The organism is Streptomyces malaysiensis subsp. malaysiensis, from assembly GCF_040653035.1.
Classification (GTDB): Bacteria; Actinomycetota; Actinomycetes; order Streptomycetales; family Streptomycetaceae; genus Streptomyces; species Streptomyces malaysiensis.
In genome coordinates, this window is record NZ_JBEZNG010000012.1 from 63,571 (window position 1) to 79,740 (window position 16,170).

The window sequence follows — 16,170 nt, forward strand, 5'->3', positions numbered from 1 at the left end:
TTCGACCACGGCCTCGACGGCCGCCATATACAGCAGGGCCCCGGAACCGGCGCAGTGGTCCCGGGGCCCGGTCGTGGGGCACGCTGAAAGCGCACCTCGATCCGGCGCGCTCAGACGCGCCGCAACACCGCGACCACCTTGCCCAGAATGGTGGCCTCGTCGCCGGGGATCGGCTGGTAGGCGGCGTTGTGCGGGAGCAGCCACACATGGCCGTCCTCCCGCTTGAAGCGCTTCACCGTGGCCTCACCGTCGAGCATCGCGGCGACGATGTCGCCGTTCTCGGCGACTGGCTGACGGCGCACCGTCACCCAGTCCCCGTCGCAGATGGCGGCCTCGATCATGGAGTCGCCGACCACCTTCAGCACGAAGAGCTCACCGTCGCCGACCAGCTGCCGGGGGAGCGGGAAAACATCCTCGACCGACTCCTCGGCGAGGATCGGCCCACCGGCCGCGATCCGGCCGACCAACGGCACATAGGAGGCGGCGGGCTTGCCGGTGGTGTCCGTGGGCTGGGCGCTGGGCTGGTCGGAGCCGCGGACCTCGTAGGCCCGGGGCCGATGGGGGTCGCGTCGCAGAAAGCCCTTCCGCTCCAGAGCCATCAGCTGATGGGCGACGGACGAGGTGCTGGAGAGGCCCACCGCCTGGCCGATCTCCCGCATGGACGGCGGGTAACCGCGCCGCTGCACAGAGTCGCGAATGACCTCGATGACGCGCCGCTGCCGGTCGGTCAGCCCTGAGCTGTCCGCCCGGATGCCTGGAGGTCGCCCTGGTAGTGATCGCGTGGGCTTCTGCCCCTCCGGGTTCGTGGCGTCTTCGTTCATCGGGTGGGTCTGGTTCATCGCGTGTGTCTGTTCGAGTCGGCTCTGGGAGCGCTCCTGGGCGGTAATAGTGGCGCTCTCTGCGGTGGTGGTCACGACGGCCCCTCTCGAGATGTTCTCCCTAGTTGGACAACGGTAGTTGCTTTCGAAAGGTTGCGCCAAACACACGTTCGAGTGAAATTTCGCAGATGGGCTGACGTGATCGCAGGCTTAGGTGTATGGGCCGTTTGGTCCGGCCGTTGTGGGGCGGCCTCAGTCTTGCATCCCGACCCCCATGAATCCGGGACGCGCGGGGTTCGCGTAGTCTCGTGCCTGCTCCCGAGCCGTGACACGCCATCCGGGTCGGTTGAGTGCCAGACACCAGATCTAGTGGTTTGATGGATGTAAGCCACCCACAGGTTGTGGTCCCTGGTGGATTTCCTGCCAAGGTTTTCGCTTATGCTTGTGGCCGTCCCGGCGGGCCTCGCGGCCCGGTGGGGGCTAGTCAGGCATGTTCAGGCATGTTCAGTCATGCGCCGTTTTTGAGGGTGAGGGAGGGATCGGAGCCATGCACTGCCCCTTCTGCCGGCACCCCGACAGCCGTGTCGTCGACAGCCGCACCACGGATGACGGCTGCTCGATCCGCAGGCGCCGCCAGTGCCCCGACTGCTCGCGCCGCTTCACGACCGTGGAGACCGCGTCACTGATGGTGATCAAGCGGAGCGGGGTCACCGAGCCCTTCAGCCGCGACAAGGTCATCTCGGGGGTGCGCAAAGCGTGCCAGGGTCGTCCGGTCACCGAGGACGCCCTTGCCAAGCTCGGTCAGCAGGTGGAAGAGGCGGTCCGGGCCACCGGCAGCGCCGAGCTGTCCACCCATGACGTCGGGCTCGCCATACTCGGTCCGCTCCAGAAGCTCGACCTCGTCGCCTACCTCCGCTTCGCCTCCGTCTACCGCGCCTTCGACTCCCTCGAGGACTTCGAGGCCGCCGTCGCGGAGCTGCGTGACCAGCAACGGCCTCCCGCGCACGACCGCGGGTCCGGCGCCGACGGGGCCGCGGAGGCCCCCGCGCCGGCCATCGCCGCCGACTGACCGGCGGCCCATACACCCGCCCGGGGCGCTTGGCGCATCCGGGTGAAAGACAGACACCGTGCCTGGGGAAGAAATGGGCACATCAGGGCGTTTTCGCCCGTACAGGGAGGCGGAATGACAGAGACGACGAGCGGCCCGGCACGAGGCTCCCGCTCCAAGGGAAGCAAAGCGAACAAGGGTCTGCGCATCGAGCGCATTCACACCACCCCCGGCGTGCATCCGTACGACGAGGTGGTCTGGGAGCGCCGTGACGTCGTCATGACCAACTGGCGCGACGGTTCGGTCAACTTCGAGCAGCGCGGCGTGGAGTTCCCCGACTTCTGGTCGGTGAACGCGGTCAACATCGTCACGAGCAAGTACTTCCGCGGCGCGGTGGGTTCCCCGGAGCGGGAGGCGAGCCTGAAGCAGCTCATCGACCGCGTGGTGCGCACCTACCGCAAGGCCGGTGAGGACAATGGCTACTTCGCCTCGCCCGCGGACGCCGAGATCTTCGATCACGAGCTCACCTACGCGCTGCTGCACCAGGTCTTCAGCTTCAACTCGCCTGTCTGGTTCAACGTCGGCACCCAGCAGCCGCAGCAGGTCAGCGCCTGCTTCATCCTCTCCGTGGACGACTCCATGGAGTCGATCCTGGACTGGTACAAGGAAGAGGGGATGATCTTCAAGGGCGGCTCCGGCGCCGGCCTGAACCTCTCCCGCATCCGCTCCTCCAAGGAACTCCTCTCCTCGGGCGGCAACGCCTCAGGACCCGTCTCCTTCATGCGCGGCGCCGACGCCTCCGCCGGAACGATCAAGTCCGGTGGCGCCACCCGCCGGGCCGCCAAGATGGTCGTGCTCGACGTCGATCACCCCGACGTCGAGGCGTTCATCGAGACCAAGGTCAAGGAGGAGGAGAAGATCCGCGCCCTGCGCGACGCGGGCTTCGACATGGACCTGGGCGGCGACGACATCACGTCCGTCCAGTACCAGAACGCCAACAACTCAGTCCGCGTGAACGACACGTTCATGAAGGCCGTGGAGTCCGGCGCGTCGTTCGGGCTGCGCAGCCGGATGACCGGTGAGCCCATCGAGGAGGTCGACGCCAAGTCGCTCTTCCGCAAGATGGCCGAGGCGGCCTGGGCCTGCGCCGACCCGGGCATCCAGTACGACGACACCATCAACCACTGGCACACCTCGCCGGAATCGGGCCGGATCACCGCGTCCAACCCGTGCAGCGAGTACATGCACCTGGACAACTCCTCGTGCAACCTCGCCTCGCTCAACCTGATGAAGTTCCTCCAGGACGACGACGCGGGCAACCAGCGCTTCGACGCCGAGCGGTTCGCCAAGGTCGTCGAGCTGGTCATCACCGCGATGGACATCTCCATCTGCTTCGCGGACTTCCCGACCGAGAAGATCGGCGAGACCACCCGCGCCTTCCGCCAGCTGGGCATCGGCTACGCCAACCTGGGCGCCCTGCTGATGGCCACCGGCCATGCCTACGACAGCGACGGCGGCCGGGCCCTGGCCGGAGCGATCACCTCCCTGATGACCGGCACCTCGTACAAGCGCTCCGCGGAGCTCGCCGCCGTGGTCGGCCCGTACGACGGCTACGCCCGTAACGCGGACGCCCACAAGCGCGTCATGAAGCAGCACTCGGACGCCAATGCCGTGGCCAAGCGCATGGACGACCTGGACACCCCGGTCTGGGCCGCGGCCACCGAGGCATGGCAGGACGTGCTGCGCCTCGGCGAGAAGAACGGCTTCCGCAACGCCCAGGCGTCGGTGCTCGCGCCGACCGGCACCATCGGCCTGATGATGGACTGCGACACCACGGGCGTCGAGCCGGACCTGGCCCTGGTCAAGTTCAAGAAGCTGGTCGGCGGCGGCTCCATGCAGATCGTGAACAACACGGTCCCCAAGGCGCTCAAGCGGCTCGGCTACCAGGAGGAGCAGGTCGAGGCGATCGTCGCCCACATCGCCGACAACGGCAATGTGATCGACGCGCCGGGGCTGAAGCCCGAGCACTACGAGGTCTTCGACTGCGCGATGGGCGAGCGCTCCATCTCGCCGATGGGCCATGTGCGGATGATGGCCGCCGCCCAGCCGTTCCTCTCCGGCGCGATCTCCAAGACGGTCAACATGCCGGAGTCGGCCACCGTCGAGGAGATCGAGGAGATCTACTTCGAGGGCTGGAAGCTCGGCATCAAGGCGCTGGCGATCTACCGCGACAACTGCAAGGTCGGCCAGCCGCTCTCCGCCAAGAAGAAGGAGGAGAAGGAGCAGACCGAGCCCGAGGTCGAGAAGGTCGTCGAGTACCGCCCGGTCCGCAGGCGCCTCCCCAAGGGCCGTCCCGGCATCACCACCTCCTTCACGGTGGGCGGCGCCGAGGGCTACATGACCGCCAATTCCTACCCGGACGACGGTCTCGGTGAGGTCTTCCTGAAGATGTCCAAGCAGGGCTCGACCCTGGCGGGCATGATGGACGCCTTCTCGATCGCCGTGTCGGTCGGTCTTCAGTACGGCGTGCCGCTGGAGACCTACGTCTCGAAGTTCACCAACATGCGCTTCGAGCCGGCCGGTATGACGGACGACCCGGATGTGCGGATGGCGCAGTCGATCGTCGACTACATCTTCCGCCGGCTGGCGCTGGACTTCCTGCCCTTCGAGACCCGCTCGGCGCTCGGCATCCACTCCGCCGAGGAGCGTCAGCGCCACCTGGAGACGGGGTCCTACGAGGCCGCCGACGACGAGGTGGACGTCGAGGGCCTGGCCCAGTCGGCGCCGCGCCATGTGGTGGAGGCCCCCAAGGGCAGCACGTCCAAGCCGCGGACCACGAACGGGTCGGCGAGGGAGGCCCACAGTTCGACCGAACTGGTCGAGATCCAGATGGGGTTGAACGCGGACGCTCCGCTCTGCTTCTCCTGCGGCACCAAGATGCGCCGTGCGGGCAGCTGCTACCTGTGCGAGGGCTGCGGTTCGACGAGCGGCTGTAGCTGATCGCGTCCTTACGGATGACATCCGGGGCGGGGCGCGGGCCTTCGGGCTCGCGCCCCGCCGCGGTCTGTCTCCATCTGTATCTGTCACCATCCGCGTTTGTCTTCGGGTGCCGTATGGTGCGATGCCCAAACGGGGGCGGACTCTCCGGTATGTGATGAGGGCCACCGCACCGCCGTAGGATGGCGCGGTGCTGGTCAAGTGGATTCGTTGCACCGTGGTGGACCGCCCGGGTTTCGAGCGGGGGCAGCGGAAGTGGGCGGGGTTGCCCGGCGAACCGGGATTCCGGGGGCAGGGCGGTGGCTGGAGCCGGGGGCGGCCGGATGTGGCGCATGTCTTCTCGTTCTGGGAGAGCCGGGCGTTCTACGACTCCTTCATGGCGCGCTCACACGACCGGCTGGCGGCCGCGCAGTCGGGCACGTACAGGGATATGCAAGTCCGGCTGTTCGAGCACCGCTTCGATGTGAAGGTCGGCTTCGAGCCACGCTTCTCCGACGCGGATGTGGTGCGCGTCGCGCACTGCCGTGTTCGTCCCGACCGGGTGGAACACTTCACGCTGGTGCAGGAGAAGGTGTGGAATCCGGCCATGGCCGGGTCACCGGGAATGCTGCGCGGGGTGTTCGGCGAGGCGCCGGGGAACGAGTTCATGGTCCTGTCGCTGTGGGACTCGGCGGCCGAGCACGGAAAGTACCGCGTGGAGCGGGTCGAGCGGCTCGGCCTGCGGGCGCAGACGGAAGCGGATGTGGCGGCGATCACCGGCGACGTCGTTCGGATCGAATCCGCCTGGACGGTGTAGGGGCGGGACGCGGCACCCTGCCGCTCCCAAGGCGGTCTGGTCAGCGGCGGTCGGGGAGATACGCCCCGGCCCGGACCGCGGTGGCGACGGCGGTCGCCGTCTGGTCGGCGAGCGGCGTGTCGATGGGCTCACGGGTGATGAGTGCCCGGAAGAACAAGGGCGCGGAGACGGCGCGTACGACCGACGCGGCGTCGGTGCCGGATGGGGCCTCGCCCCGGTCGACGGCCCGCCTCACCACGGATTCACACCGGGCGAAGCGCCCGGTGTAGAAGGTGTGCAGCGCCTCGGCCGCGCGCTCGGACTGGAACGCGGCCGCGATGAAGGCGGTCGGCGCGGCGGCGGCCGACGCGCTGCCGAAGGTCTCGGTCACCTCGCGGGCGAGAGCACGTAGATCACCCTCCAGGCTTCCGGTGTCGGGCGGCGTCCAGGCGTCCTCGCCCGCGAGGTCGAGCGCGTCCGCCACGAGTCCCTCAACACTGCCCCAGCGCCGGTAGACGGTCGTCTTGTGGACGCCGGAGTGCTCGGCGACGTACTCCACGGTCAGACCGGGATAGCCGTGCTCGGCGAGGCCGGTGAGCACGGCGTCGCGCACCGCCGAGCGGGTGCGCGCGGTGCGCCCTCCGGGGCGGACGGTGCCCGGCGTCGGGGTGGCGCTTTCTGCGGACAAGTGCAACTCCAGTTGTATTAGTTGGTTTGCCGTGTCATGGTGAAGGTAATGCAACTTCAGTTGTGTTTGTAGCGTGCGGTTCGGATAGCCGTATGTGGTCGCGTGCTTGGAGGTGCGCCCTGTGCCCACACAGATCTCGCTGCGAGGCGTCACGCTGTCCCGGGGTGACCGGCTGCTGCTCGACGACGTGTCCCTCGCGGTGCGGTCCGGGGAGCGCGTCGGCGTCGTGGGGGAGAATGGAGCCGGTAAGTCCACCCTGCTGCGACTGCTGGCCGGGAGCGAATTGCCCGACGACGGCGCCGTGGTGACGGTGGCCGATGGCGGCATAGGGCGCCTCGGCCAGACGCCCGAGCTGCCCCCGGACCACACGGTGCGCGCCGCGGTGGACGCCGCCCTCGCCGAGGTGCGTGCCATGGAGCGCGGGCTGCGCGAGCTGGAGGCGGATCTCGGCGGCGGTGCCTCCGATGCGCTCGCCGCGTACGGCGATCTGCTCACCGCGTTCGAGGCCCGCGGCGGCTATGAGGCGGATGCCCGGGTGGAGAAGGCCCTGCACGGTCTGGGGCTCGGCGGCATCGGGTACGAGCGCCGGCTCGGCAGTCTGTCGGGCGGTGAGCAGGCCCGGCTCGGGCTCGCCTGCCTGATCGCCGCCGCTCCCGAAGTGATGCTGCTGGACGAGCCGACCAACCACCTCGACGGTGCCGCGCTCAGCTGGCTGGAGGAGGCCCTGCGGGGACATCCGGGTACCGTCCTCGCGGTCTCCCACGACCGGGTCTTCCTGGAGCGGGTGGCGACCGCGATCATCGAGGTGGACGCGGACCGGCGCGCCCTGGTGCGCTACGGCGGGGGGTACGGCGGATTCGTCGCCGAGCGGATCGCCGCGCGCCGCCGCTGGGAGCAGGCATACGAGGAATGGTGCGCGGAGACGGCCGCGCTGGCCGAGGCCGCCACCACCGTCGCACGCCGGGTCGCCCCGGGCCGCGGCATGAAGGACGGCAACAAAATGGCCTACGACCGGGATCGGGGACGCGTGCAGTCCTCGCTGTCCAGCAGGGTGCGGAACGCCCGGGAGAGGCTGCGCAGGCTCCAGGAGGACCCGGTGCCGCGCCCGCCGGAGCCGCTGAGATTCTCGGCGCTGCCCGCCGGGGGCATGGCGGACGGTGTACTCGTCGATCTGCACGATGTCCGCGTGGGGGAGCGGCTGGCGGTGGACCGGCTCACCGTGGTGGCCGGAGAGAGACTACTCGTCCACGGGGCGAACGGCGCGGGCAAATCCACCCTGCTGCGGGTCATGGCCGGGGTGGAGAAACCGGAGGCGGGGCGGGTGGTCCGCCGGGGAAGGATCGGCTATTTGGCCCAGGAGATACCGGTGGCCCGGCCCCGGGAGCGGCTGCTGTCGGCCTTCGGCCGTGGACTGCCGGGGACGCCGGAGGAGCAGGCCGCCTTGCTGCTGTCCTACGGGCTGTTCCGCTCGGACGATCTCCATGTCCCGGTGGGATCGCTCTCCGCGGGCCAGCGCCGCCGGCTGGCGCTCGCCCGGCTGCTGGCCCGCCCCGCCGATCTGCTGCTGCTCGACGAGCCGACCAACCATCTCGCCCTCGGCCTGGTGGAGGAGCTGGAGGAGGCGCTGGCCCAGTGGACCGGGGCGCTGGTGGTGGTCTCGCACGACCGGCTGCTGCGCAGCCGGTTCACCGGGCGGCGGCGCGAGATACGCGGAGGCCGGCCCATGGCCGAGGAGGGGGGTGAGGCACTGGCCACGGCCTCGATCTAGGGTGGCGCCATGGCTCGACCCCGGCGCATCGTCCTCCTACGGCACGGAGAATCGGAGGGGAATGTCGATGACTCGGTGTACGAAAGAGTGCCCGACCATGCTCTGAGGCTGACCGAGAACGGACTCCGGCAGGCGAAGGAGGCGGGCGAGCGGCTGCGCGCCACCTTCGGCGACGAACAGGTGTCGATCTATGTGTCGCCGTACCGCCGCACCCACCAGACCCTCAAGCTGCTCGATCTGGACCCCTCCCGTACCCGGGTCAGGGAGGAGCCCCGGCTGCGGGAGCAGGACTGGGGGAACTGGCAGGACCGCGAGGACGTGCGGAAACAGATGGCGTACCGCGATGCCTACGGGCACTTCTTCTACCGGTTCGCGCAGGGTGAGTCGGGCGCGGATGTCTATGACCGGGTGGACGCCTTCCTGGAGAGCCTGTGGCGCAGCTTCCAGGACCCGGCACATCCGCCGAACGTCCTGCTGGTGACCCATGGGCTGACCATGAGGCTGTTCTGTATGCGGTGGCTGCACTGGAACGTCGCCGAATTCGAGTCGCTGTCGAACCCCGGCAACGGTGAGACACGGGCCCTGCTGCTCGGCCCGGACGGGCGCTACCGCCTGGACCGGCCGTTCGAGCGCTGGTGCACCCCCGAGCCCTACGGCCGCACCGGTTAGAGTGCGCAACGATGACCGCTGACCGTTTCCACCGGGCTCTTCGGAGTCTGCGCGGGCTGGCCGTGGGCGACGCCCTCGGCTCCCAGTTCTTCGTACCCGCCAACTATCCGTTCCTCAAGCGCCGCGAGCTGCCACCCGCTCCCTGGCAGTGGACCGACGACACCGAGATGGCCTGCTCGATCCTGGCCGTCCTGGTGACCCACGGCCGGATCGACCAGGACGATCTCGCACGGTCCTTCGCCGACCACCATGATTTCGACCGGGGCTATGGCCCCGCCGTGAACCGGATGCTCCGCCTCGTCAGGGAGGGTGGCAACTGGCGTGACCTGGCCGCCGCTCTGTTCCGGGGGCAGGGGTCCTGGGGCAACGGCGCCGCCATGCGGATCGCCCCGCTGGGCGCCTGGTATGCGGGCGATGTGGAGCAGGCGACACATCAGGCGGAGATCTCGGCGTACACCACGCATCAACACCGCGAGGCGGTGGCGGGCGCCATGGCGGTGGCCGCCGCGGCGGCGCTGGTGGCCGATCCGGCGGGCCACGGCGGGCCCGAGGAGTTGCTGGACCGGGTGGTCGAGGTGGTGCCGCGCAGCGCCGTCCATGCGGGGCTGCGCCGGGCCCGCGACATGCTCGACTACGCGGACGCGGGGACCGTCGCCGCAGTGCTCGGCTGCGGCCGCCGTACCAGCGCCCATGACACCGTGCCGTTCGCCCTGTGGGCGGCCGCCCGCCACCTGGGCTCCTTCGAGGAGACGATCTGGAAGACGGCCTCGGCCGGAGGGGATGTGGACACCACCTGCGCCATCGCCGGGGGAGTGGTGGCGGCCGAGGCAGCCGGTGCGCCGCCCGCCGACTGGCAGGACCGCACCGAGGCGCTGCCCGGGTGGGTCCCGGCGCGGGGCGACTGACCCGTTCCATGGGCGTGATGAGGTATGTCGCCCGGTTTGCCCCACCTGTTGAACCGGCCCTCCGCCGCGCCGCGTTGAGCGGAAGCGGCGACCGGGTTCACCAGGGAGGCAACCGTCGGGGGCGGCTGGCAACCGCTGCCGGGATCCGGGTTCCGAATGCGGGTAAGAGCGGCGTAAGGTTGTCCTCGCCATGGCCTATGAACCGCCCACCCACAGTGTCGAGCGCTCGCTTCGAGCCACGACGGGAGCCAAGATCGTCGTCGGTATCGACGAGGTCGGGCGCGGGGCATGGGCCGGTCCGGTGACGGTCTGCGCGGCGGTCACCGGTCTGCGCCGTCCGCCCACCGGACTCACCGACTCCAAGCTGCTGAGCCCCAAGAAGCGCACGGCCCTGGCCCGGGAGTTGGACTCGTGGGTCACCGCACACGCCCTGGGTCACTCCTCTCCCGAGGAGATCGACGCCCTGGGGATGACGGCCGCTCTCCGGCTCGCCGCCACGCGTGCGCTGGACACGTTGCCGGTCCGGCCGGACGCGGTGATCCTGGACGGGAAGTACGACTACCTCGGTGGTCCCTGGACGGTCCGTACGGTCATCAAGGGCGATCAGTCCTGTGTGTCCGTCGCCGCCGCCTCGGTGATCGCCAAGGTGCGCCGGGATGCGATGATGGCCGAACTGGGAGCCGACCACACGGACTTCTGTTTCGAGGACAACGCCGGATATCCGTCCCCCACACACCGCGCCGCACTGCGGGACCTGGGGCCCACGCCCCACCACCGGCTGTCCTGGGCCTATATGGACGGGCTGCCCCGCTGGCGGCACCTGAAGCGGATCCGCAACACCCCCGAACCGGTCGGGCTGGAGGACGAAGGCCAACTCGGCTTCGACTTCTGAGCCAGACCAAGCGGTCAAAACCGCCACCCGCCGATGCGACTCGCACCGACGTTTGATAGACATCAGCCCATGCCTCTCATCCCCGAGGAGCCTCAGATTCACGAGAGTGTCCCGGGTCCCCGCGCGACACCGGCCGCAGGCCGCACCGCGCCGACCCCTCGTCCTGTCCCTGGTCCCGGCCCCCGGCCCGCACCGCGTCGGCCTGGAAGCCCCGGTCCCAACCGTGGCTCCGCCGGAACCTCGTCGGCCCAGTCGCAGCGCACCACGAGCGATGCGACGAAGCCCCTGCCGACCGCCCCGGCGGCCTCGGCCGCCAAAACACCCGCCGCCAAAGCCACTCCCCAGATCCAGCTGATCCCCGCCACGGTGGAGGGTGCGCTGGACGCGGCGGACGAGGCGGTCGACCTGCTGCTGGATTCCGGCCGGGCCCCGGCCGACATCCTGGTGCTGACCACCGGGGAGCAGCATCCATGGGCGGCGCATGAGCTGTCCTTCGGCGAGGCGTCCTACTGGGCGCAGCACGACGCCGGAGACGATGTCTTCTACGCCGACGCGGGTGCCGACCGAGCCAAGGGCCGCCCTGTCGTGATCGTCGCCGTCAACGGTGGTGCGAACGACGCCGTGGCTCACGCGCTGCCCGAGGCGATGGGCCGTGCCGGGACGCTGCTGATCGTCTGCGGCGACCCGAAGCGGATCAACACCCTTATCGGTCCGGGCGCCTGAGGCCGCACGTCCCCGAACGCCCGGTGTCCGGCAGTCTCTGCCCCCGCGGCGGAGCTGTCCGGCGGCCGGACGGACCAGGGGCCGTGCGTGCTCCGCAGCTGGTCAGACGGCGGCGGAGTGGCTCAGCGCCTTGCGCGCTCCGAGGCGGGGCCGCGGCAGCGCCTTCGCGTCGCCGTCGCCCTCGACCGCCACCCCCACCTCGGTGGGCAGCGAAGCGGAGTTCGGCCGACGGCCGCCCCGCCCCTCGCCGAGGACCCGCCATCCGTCGCGGGTCAGCGTGATGTACGCGCCACAGCGCAGACCGTGCAGGGTGCAGGCGTCGCGCAGCCCCCACATCCAGGCGCCGTCCTCTTCCGTCCACCGGCCCTCGCCCTCGCGGCAGTAGAGCAGCACGGCGGTGCGGATCGGTGTGCGGCGGCGCAGGTCGTGCGGGATCACCCGGCGCAACTGCGCCAGCAGCGCGTTCCGGAAGTCCCAGCCGTCGACGGCGGCGGCGCGGCGGATGAACGAAGCGCTCGCCGTGAGCCGCTCGTCCGGATCGAGGACCGCGACGACGGCGGTCGAGGGCGTGGGCAGATGGCGACTGTGCAGTCCGGTGACCACCTCGCGCGGGTTGCGCAGCAACGGGATCCCCGCTGCCGCCCACTCGGCGGGCTGGAGCATCCGGCCGACCCGGGAAGCGGAACCGGCGGACGGTGGTGGAGCGAAGCCGAAGGTCACGGTCCTCCCTTCGTCTGCGCCCACGGTCCGTGCGAAGGGTCGGGCACGGGCGCGGGCCACGACACAGCCCGTCGGTACCACGGACGGACCGGGGGCGGGGAGCTACTGACAATTCTCGCGGTCGCGCCCGCCCGCGGCAATGCGCAGTTGACGCCACTGACCGTTTTTCCTGGATGTGCGTTCTATATTCCTGACCGGTTCACGCCCCGCCTCGGCCCGGCCGCTCCTACCCCTGCACGGCCAGGACCAGCGGAAACACTCCGGCCGCCCCGGCCCGGCGGAGCAGCCGGGAGGCGACGGCCAAGGTCCAGCCGGTGTCCGCCATATCGTCCACCAGCAGCACCGGCCCACCCGCCTCGGCGAGGGCCGCCGCCAGCGGGGGCGGCACGGTCAGCGCGCCATGCAGCGCCCGCAGCCGCTGGGCGCTGTTGGTGCGCGGCACCCGGGTGTCGATCTCGCCGTCGTGGTACGCCACGCTCCCGAGCAGGGGCAACCGGCCGACGGTGGCGATCCGTTCGCCCAGTGTCCGGATCAACTGCGGACGGGTGCGCGAGGCGATCGTGACCACGCCCACCGGGCGGTCCGGGGCGTCCGGCGCGCCCGAGGCCCAGCCGCCGGGGCCCTTGGCCCAGTCGGCGAGCACCGTCACCACCGCACCGGCCACATCGTCGGGCACCGGGGCGTCCGGGCTCTGCGGGGCCAGCAGCGGCCGCAGCCGGTTTCCCCAGCCGATGTCGGACAGACGGCCCAGGGCCCGGCCCGGAGCGGCCTGCTCACCCGCCGCGATGCGGCCCTTGAGATCGACGCCCACCGCGGGCAGCCCGGTCGGCCACATACGGCGCGGCTCCACCTCGACACCGGGCCGCCCCAGCTCACCGCGCGCCGCGTCCAGCGAGGCGGCGGACACCTCGGCGGTGAACCGAGCCCCCGCGCAGTTGTCACAACGGCCGCACGGCGCCGCCTTCTCGTCATCCAGCTGCCGCCGGAGGAACTCCATCCGGCAGTCGGCCGTCGTGGCGTACTCCCGCATGGCCTGCTGCTCGGCCTCCCGCTGGCGTGCCACCCACGCATACCGCTCCGCGTCGTACGCCCAGGGCTGACCGGTGGCCGTCCAGCCGCCGCGCACACGCCGCACCGCGCCGTCCACGTCGAGCACCTTGAGCATGATCTCCAGACGTGACCGCCGCAGCTCGACCTGGGGCTCGAGCGCGGGCAGCGACACCGGCCGGTCCGACGCCGCCAGCACATCGAGGGTGCGGCGCACCTGCTCCTCGGGCGGGAAGGCGAGCGAGGCGAAATACCGCCAGATCGCCTCGTCCTCACGGCCGGGCAGAAGCAGCACCTCGGCGTGCTCCACACCGCGCCCGGCGCGCCCGACCTGCTGGTAGTAGGCGATGGGGGAGGACGGTGAACCGAGATGCACCACGAAGCCGAGATCCGGCTTGTCGAATCCCATGCCCAGCGCGGAGGTGGCGACCAGCGCCTTGACCCGGTTGGCCAGCAGATCCTCCTCGGCCTGCTGACGATCCGCGTTCTCCGTCTTGCCGGTGTAGGAGGCCACGGTGTGGCCGCGCTGCCGCAGAAACGCGGTCACCTCCTCGGCCGCGGCGACGGTGAGGGTGTAGATGATCCCGGAGCCCGGCAGGTCGTCGAGGTGGTCGGCGAGCCAGCCGAGCCGATGCGCGGCGTCCGGCAGCGGCAGCACGCCCAGCCGCAGGCTCTCCCGGTCCAGCGGGCCGCGCAGCACCAGCGCTCGCCCCGTGCCTTCGCCGGTGCCCAACTGCTCGGCCACATCGGCCGTGACCCGTGCGTTCGCGGTCGCGGTCGTGGCGAGCACGGGCACGCCCTGGGGCAGATCGGCGAGCATGGTGCGCAGCCTGCGGTAGTCGGGCCGGAAGTCATGGCCCCAGTCGGAGATGCAGTGTGCCTCGTCCACGACCAGCAGACCGGTGGCGGCGGCTAGCCGGGGCAGCACCTCGTCGCGGAAGTCGGGGTTGTTCAGCCGCTCGGGGCTCACCAGCAGCACATCCACCTCGCCCGCGGCGACCTCCGCCTGGATGGTGTCCCACTCCTCGGTGTTGGCGGAATTGATGGTGCGGGCGTGGATACCGGCGCGCGCGGCGGCCTCGACCTGGTTGCGCATCAGCGCGAGCAGGGGGGAGACGATCACGGTCGGACCGCTGCCGCGCTCGCGCAGCAGCGCGGTGGCGACGAAATACACCGCCGACTTGCCCCAGCCCGTGCGCTGCACGACCAGTGCCCGGCGGCGCTCGGCGACCAGCGCCTCGATCGCCCGCCATTGATCCTCCCGGAGCCGGGCGGAGCCGGTGGTGTCCCCGACGAGGCGGGCCAGGACGCGGTCGGCCGAGGTACGCAGATTTTCGTCGCTCATGCCCCCATGCAACCTGATCCCGCCGACATCGCGCCAACGCCCCCGGCAGCCTGTGGATAAGGTTATCCACAGGGGTGGCGGGGCCGCCGGGGCTGAGGGACCGTCGGGCCATGACTCGACACAACGAAGCGGCCGGGCTGCCCGGCGAAGAGCAGGTCACCCTCCGCAGCCCGGCCGAGCTCGCCGATGCCCTGCCCTATGTCCTCGGTTTTCAGCCGGACGACAGCATCGTGATGATCGCGCTGCACGGCTCGCGCGGCCGGTTCGGCGGCAGGCTGAGGCTCGGCATTCCCCGGATCCCGGAGGAGTGGCCCGAGGTCTGCGACCAGCTCGCCGAATGCCTGATCAGCGGCTGTGAGCGGCGTGGCGGACGGCCGGAGGGGGTCGTTCTGTTCCTGTGCCAGGAGCCGGCCGAGGGCGAGTCCGGGCAGGAGGCGATGGAGCGGCTGCGGCCCCTCGCCCAGCGGCTGCGCATCGCGTGCGGCGGGTTGGACGTGCCGGTGTTCGAGGCGCTGTGCATCTCCGGCGGCCGGTTCTGGTCGTATGTCTGCCCCGACCGGCGCTGCTGTCCGCCGGAAGGCGTTCCGCTCGCCCTGCCCGGCACCTCGGTCATGGCCGCTGCGGCGACGTTCGCGGGGGTCCAGGTGCGCGGCTCGCTGCGCGAGATGGAGGCCAGGCTCGCCCCGCTCGGCGCGCCCCGGGCCGATGGGCAGGAGCGGGCGCTGGACGCGGCCGGGGCCGAGCTCGTGCCCCGGATTCTGGATGGTGGTGGCTCCGCGACGGTCCGTGCGCAGACCCTCGGTCTGCTGGGCCGGATGCTGGACGAATTCCAGGCCGAGACACCGGTCGCCGATGCCTGTACGGCCGATCTCAGCGATGACGGTCTGCTCGACGACCGGGAGGCCGCCGCGGTGATCATTGGGCTCCAGGACCGGCGCACCCGGGACCGGGTGGCCGGGTGGATGGAGGAAGTGGACGCCGACGCGGCGCTGCGGCTGTGGCGCGCGCTGGCCCGCCGCTGTGTCGGCTCGTACGGGGAGCATGCGGCGGCGCCGCTCACCCTGGCGGGGTGGGTCGCCTGGTCGGCGGGTGATGAGCTCACGGCACGGGTGGCGTTCGGCCGTGCCCTGCGAGTCGATCCCGACTACCTCTTCGCCAGGCTGCTGCACCAGGCGTGCAATGAGGGGGTCCATCCGAAGCTGTTGCGTCAATGCCTGCGTCGGGAGAGCTCCGACGGCGTCGACGGTTCCGAACGCGTCGACGGCTCTGACGGGACCGATCACGCCAACCGGGTTGACCGCGCCGATCGCGCCGACAGGGCCGATCGCGCAGACCGGGCCGTGCACGCCGCGGTGCACGCGGAACTGGAGCGGCTCGGCGATTTGGCGGCCGCCGAGCCGCAGGGAGCCGCTGGAGCCCTTACCGAAGCCGAAACGGTCGAGACGGCTGGACCGGTCGAGTCGGCCGATCCCACCGAGGGGTCCGCCCCCGCGGGAGTGGAGGAGCCGGGGAAAGCGGAGGAACAGGCGGAAGTGGAAGCGGAGGTGCCGGGGGAGACGGAGAACCGGAGGGAGCGGCCGGGTGGAATGGCGGGCTCGGGTGGCAAGGGCGGCCCGGTCGGGGCGGGCACCCCGGGAGGCACGCGCCGGCCGGAAGGACGGCCGCGCGCCCGGCGCCGTACCGGTGGACGGGGGACGCGCAGCCGCCGCTGACCCGGACCGGGCCAGGAAGCCCGGGCGCGGCGGCCAGGGGCGGACGACGGACGATGGACGGCA

General features: G+C 70.9%; 13 protein-coding genes. 9 read left to right on the forward strand and 4 right to left on the reverse strand.

Annotated features, from left to right (window positions below; genetic code table 11):
* Nucleotides 1-110: 110 nt before the first annotated feature.
* Nucleotides 111-914, reverse strand: coding sequence for a transcriptional repressor LexA (gene lexA, locus AB0E24_RS23885; RefSeq protein ID WP_069867872.1), 804 nt, complete (start codon nt 912-914; stop codon nt 111-113).
* 451 nt (nt 915-1,365) lie between these two features.
* Here lexA and nrdR point away from each other — a divergent pair, with 451 nt between their 5' ends.
* The 3 genes from nrdR to AB0E24_RS23900 all read left to right on the forward strand — a co-directional run bounded on the left by nrdR (nt 1,366) and on the right by AB0E24_RS23900 (nt 5,659).
* Nucleotides 1,366-1,887: a transcriptional regulator NrdR gene (gene nrdR / locus AB0E24_RS23890; protein ID WP_174884457.1), complete on the forward strand. Its 522-nt coding sequence runs from the start codon at nt 1,366-1,368 to the stop codon at nt 1,885-1,887.
* Between the two features lie 114 nt (nt 1,888-2,001).
* The gene (locus AB0E24_RS23895) at nt 2,002-4,866 is read left to right on the forward strand and encodes a vitamin B12-dependent ribonucleotide reductase (protein ID WP_079259214.1); all 2,865 of its coding nucleotides are present in this window, start codon (nt 2,002-2,004) and stop codon (nt 4,864-4,866) included.
* A gap of 187 nt (nt 4,867-5,053) precedes the next feature.
* Nucleotides 5,054-5,659 (forward strand): YdbC family protein, encoded by a 606-nt coding sequence (locus AB0E24_RS23900; protein ID WP_069867870.1) that lies wholly within the window; start codon nt 5,054-5,056, stop codon nt 5,657-5,659.
* Nucleotides 5,660-5,699: 40 nt separating this feature from the next.
* Here AB0E24_RS23900 and AB0E24_RS23905 read toward each other — a convergent pair whose 3' ends face one another.
* Nucleotides 5,700-6,326 (reverse strand): TetR/AcrR family transcriptional regulator, encoded by a 627-nt coding sequence (locus AB0E24_RS23905; protein ID WP_079259215.1) that lies wholly within the window; start codon nt 6,324-6,326, stop codon nt 5,700-5,702.
* 121 nt (nt 6,327-6,447) lie between these two features.
* On the opposite strand from AB0E24_RS23905, the gene AB0E24_RS23910 reads away from it, so the two are divergent.
* The 5 genes from AB0E24_RS23910 (at nt 6,448) to AB0E24_RS23930 (ending at nt 11,283) form a co-directional block, all read left to right on the forward strand.
* Nucleotides 6,448-8,094 (forward strand): ABC-F family ATP-binding cassette domain-containing protein, encoded by a 1,647-nt coding sequence (locus AB0E24_RS23910; protein ID WP_359379726.1) that lies wholly within the window; start codon nt 6,448-6,450, stop codon nt 8,092-8,094.
* A 9-nt stretch (nt 8,095-8,103) separates the two neighbouring features.
* Nucleotides 8,104-8,763 (forward strand): histidine phosphatase family protein, encoded by a 660-nt coding sequence (locus AB0E24_RS23915; protein ID WP_069867867.1) that lies wholly within the window; start codon nt 8,104-8,106, stop codon nt 8,761-8,763.
* Between the two features lie 11 nt (nt 8,764-8,774).
* Nucleotides 8,775-9,668 carry an ADP-ribosylglycohydrolase family protein gene (locus tag AB0E24_RS23920; protein ID WP_167503611.1) on the forward strand — a complete coding sequence of 298 codons (894 nt, stop codon included), beginning with the start codon at nt 8,775-8,777 and terminating at the stop codon, nt 9,666-9,668.
* A gap of 190 nt (nt 9,669-9,858) precedes the next feature.
* Entirely contained in the window at nt 9,859-10,560 is a 702-nt protein-coding gene (gene rnhB, locus AB0E24_RS23925; RefSeq protein WP_079259219.1) for a ribonuclease HII, read from the forward strand.
* A gap of 69 nt (nt 10,561-10,629) precedes the next feature.
* Nucleotides 10,630-11,283, forward strand: a complete 654-nt coding sequence (locus AB0E24_RS23930) for a hypothetical protein (RefSeq protein ID WP_079153272.1) — start codon at nt 10,630-10,632, stop codon at nt 11,281-11,283.
* Nucleotides 11,284-11,385: 102 nt separating this feature from the next.
* Here AB0E24_RS23930 and AB0E24_RS23935 read toward each other — a convergent pair whose 3' ends face one another.
* Both AB0E24_RS23935 and AB0E24_RS23940 read right to left on the reverse strand, forming a co-directional pair.
* Complete coding sequence (locus AB0E24_RS23935) at nt 11,386-12,003, reverse strand: hypothetical protein (protein WP_099015160.1); 618 nt, start codon at nt 12,001-12,003, stop codon at nt 11,386-11,388.
* A gap of 226 nt (nt 12,004-12,229) precedes the next feature.
* On the reverse strand, nt 12,230-14,395 hold the full coding sequence (locus AB0E24_RS23940) for a RecQ family ATP-dependent DNA helicase (RefSeq protein ID WP_069867862.1): 2,166 nt from the start codon (nt 14,393-14,395) through the stop codon (nt 12,230-12,232).
* 110 nt (nt 14,396-14,505) lie between these two features.
* On the opposite strand from AB0E24_RS23940, the gene AB0E24_RS23945 reads away from it, so the two are divergent.
* Nucleotides 14,506-16,107 (forward strand): DUF4192 domain-containing protein, encoded by a 1,602-nt coding sequence (locus tag AB0E24_RS23945; RefSeq protein ID WP_359379733.1) that lies wholly within the window; start codon nt 14,506-14,508, stop codon nt 16,105-16,107.
* Nucleotides 16,108-16,170 lie beyond the last annotated feature (63 nt).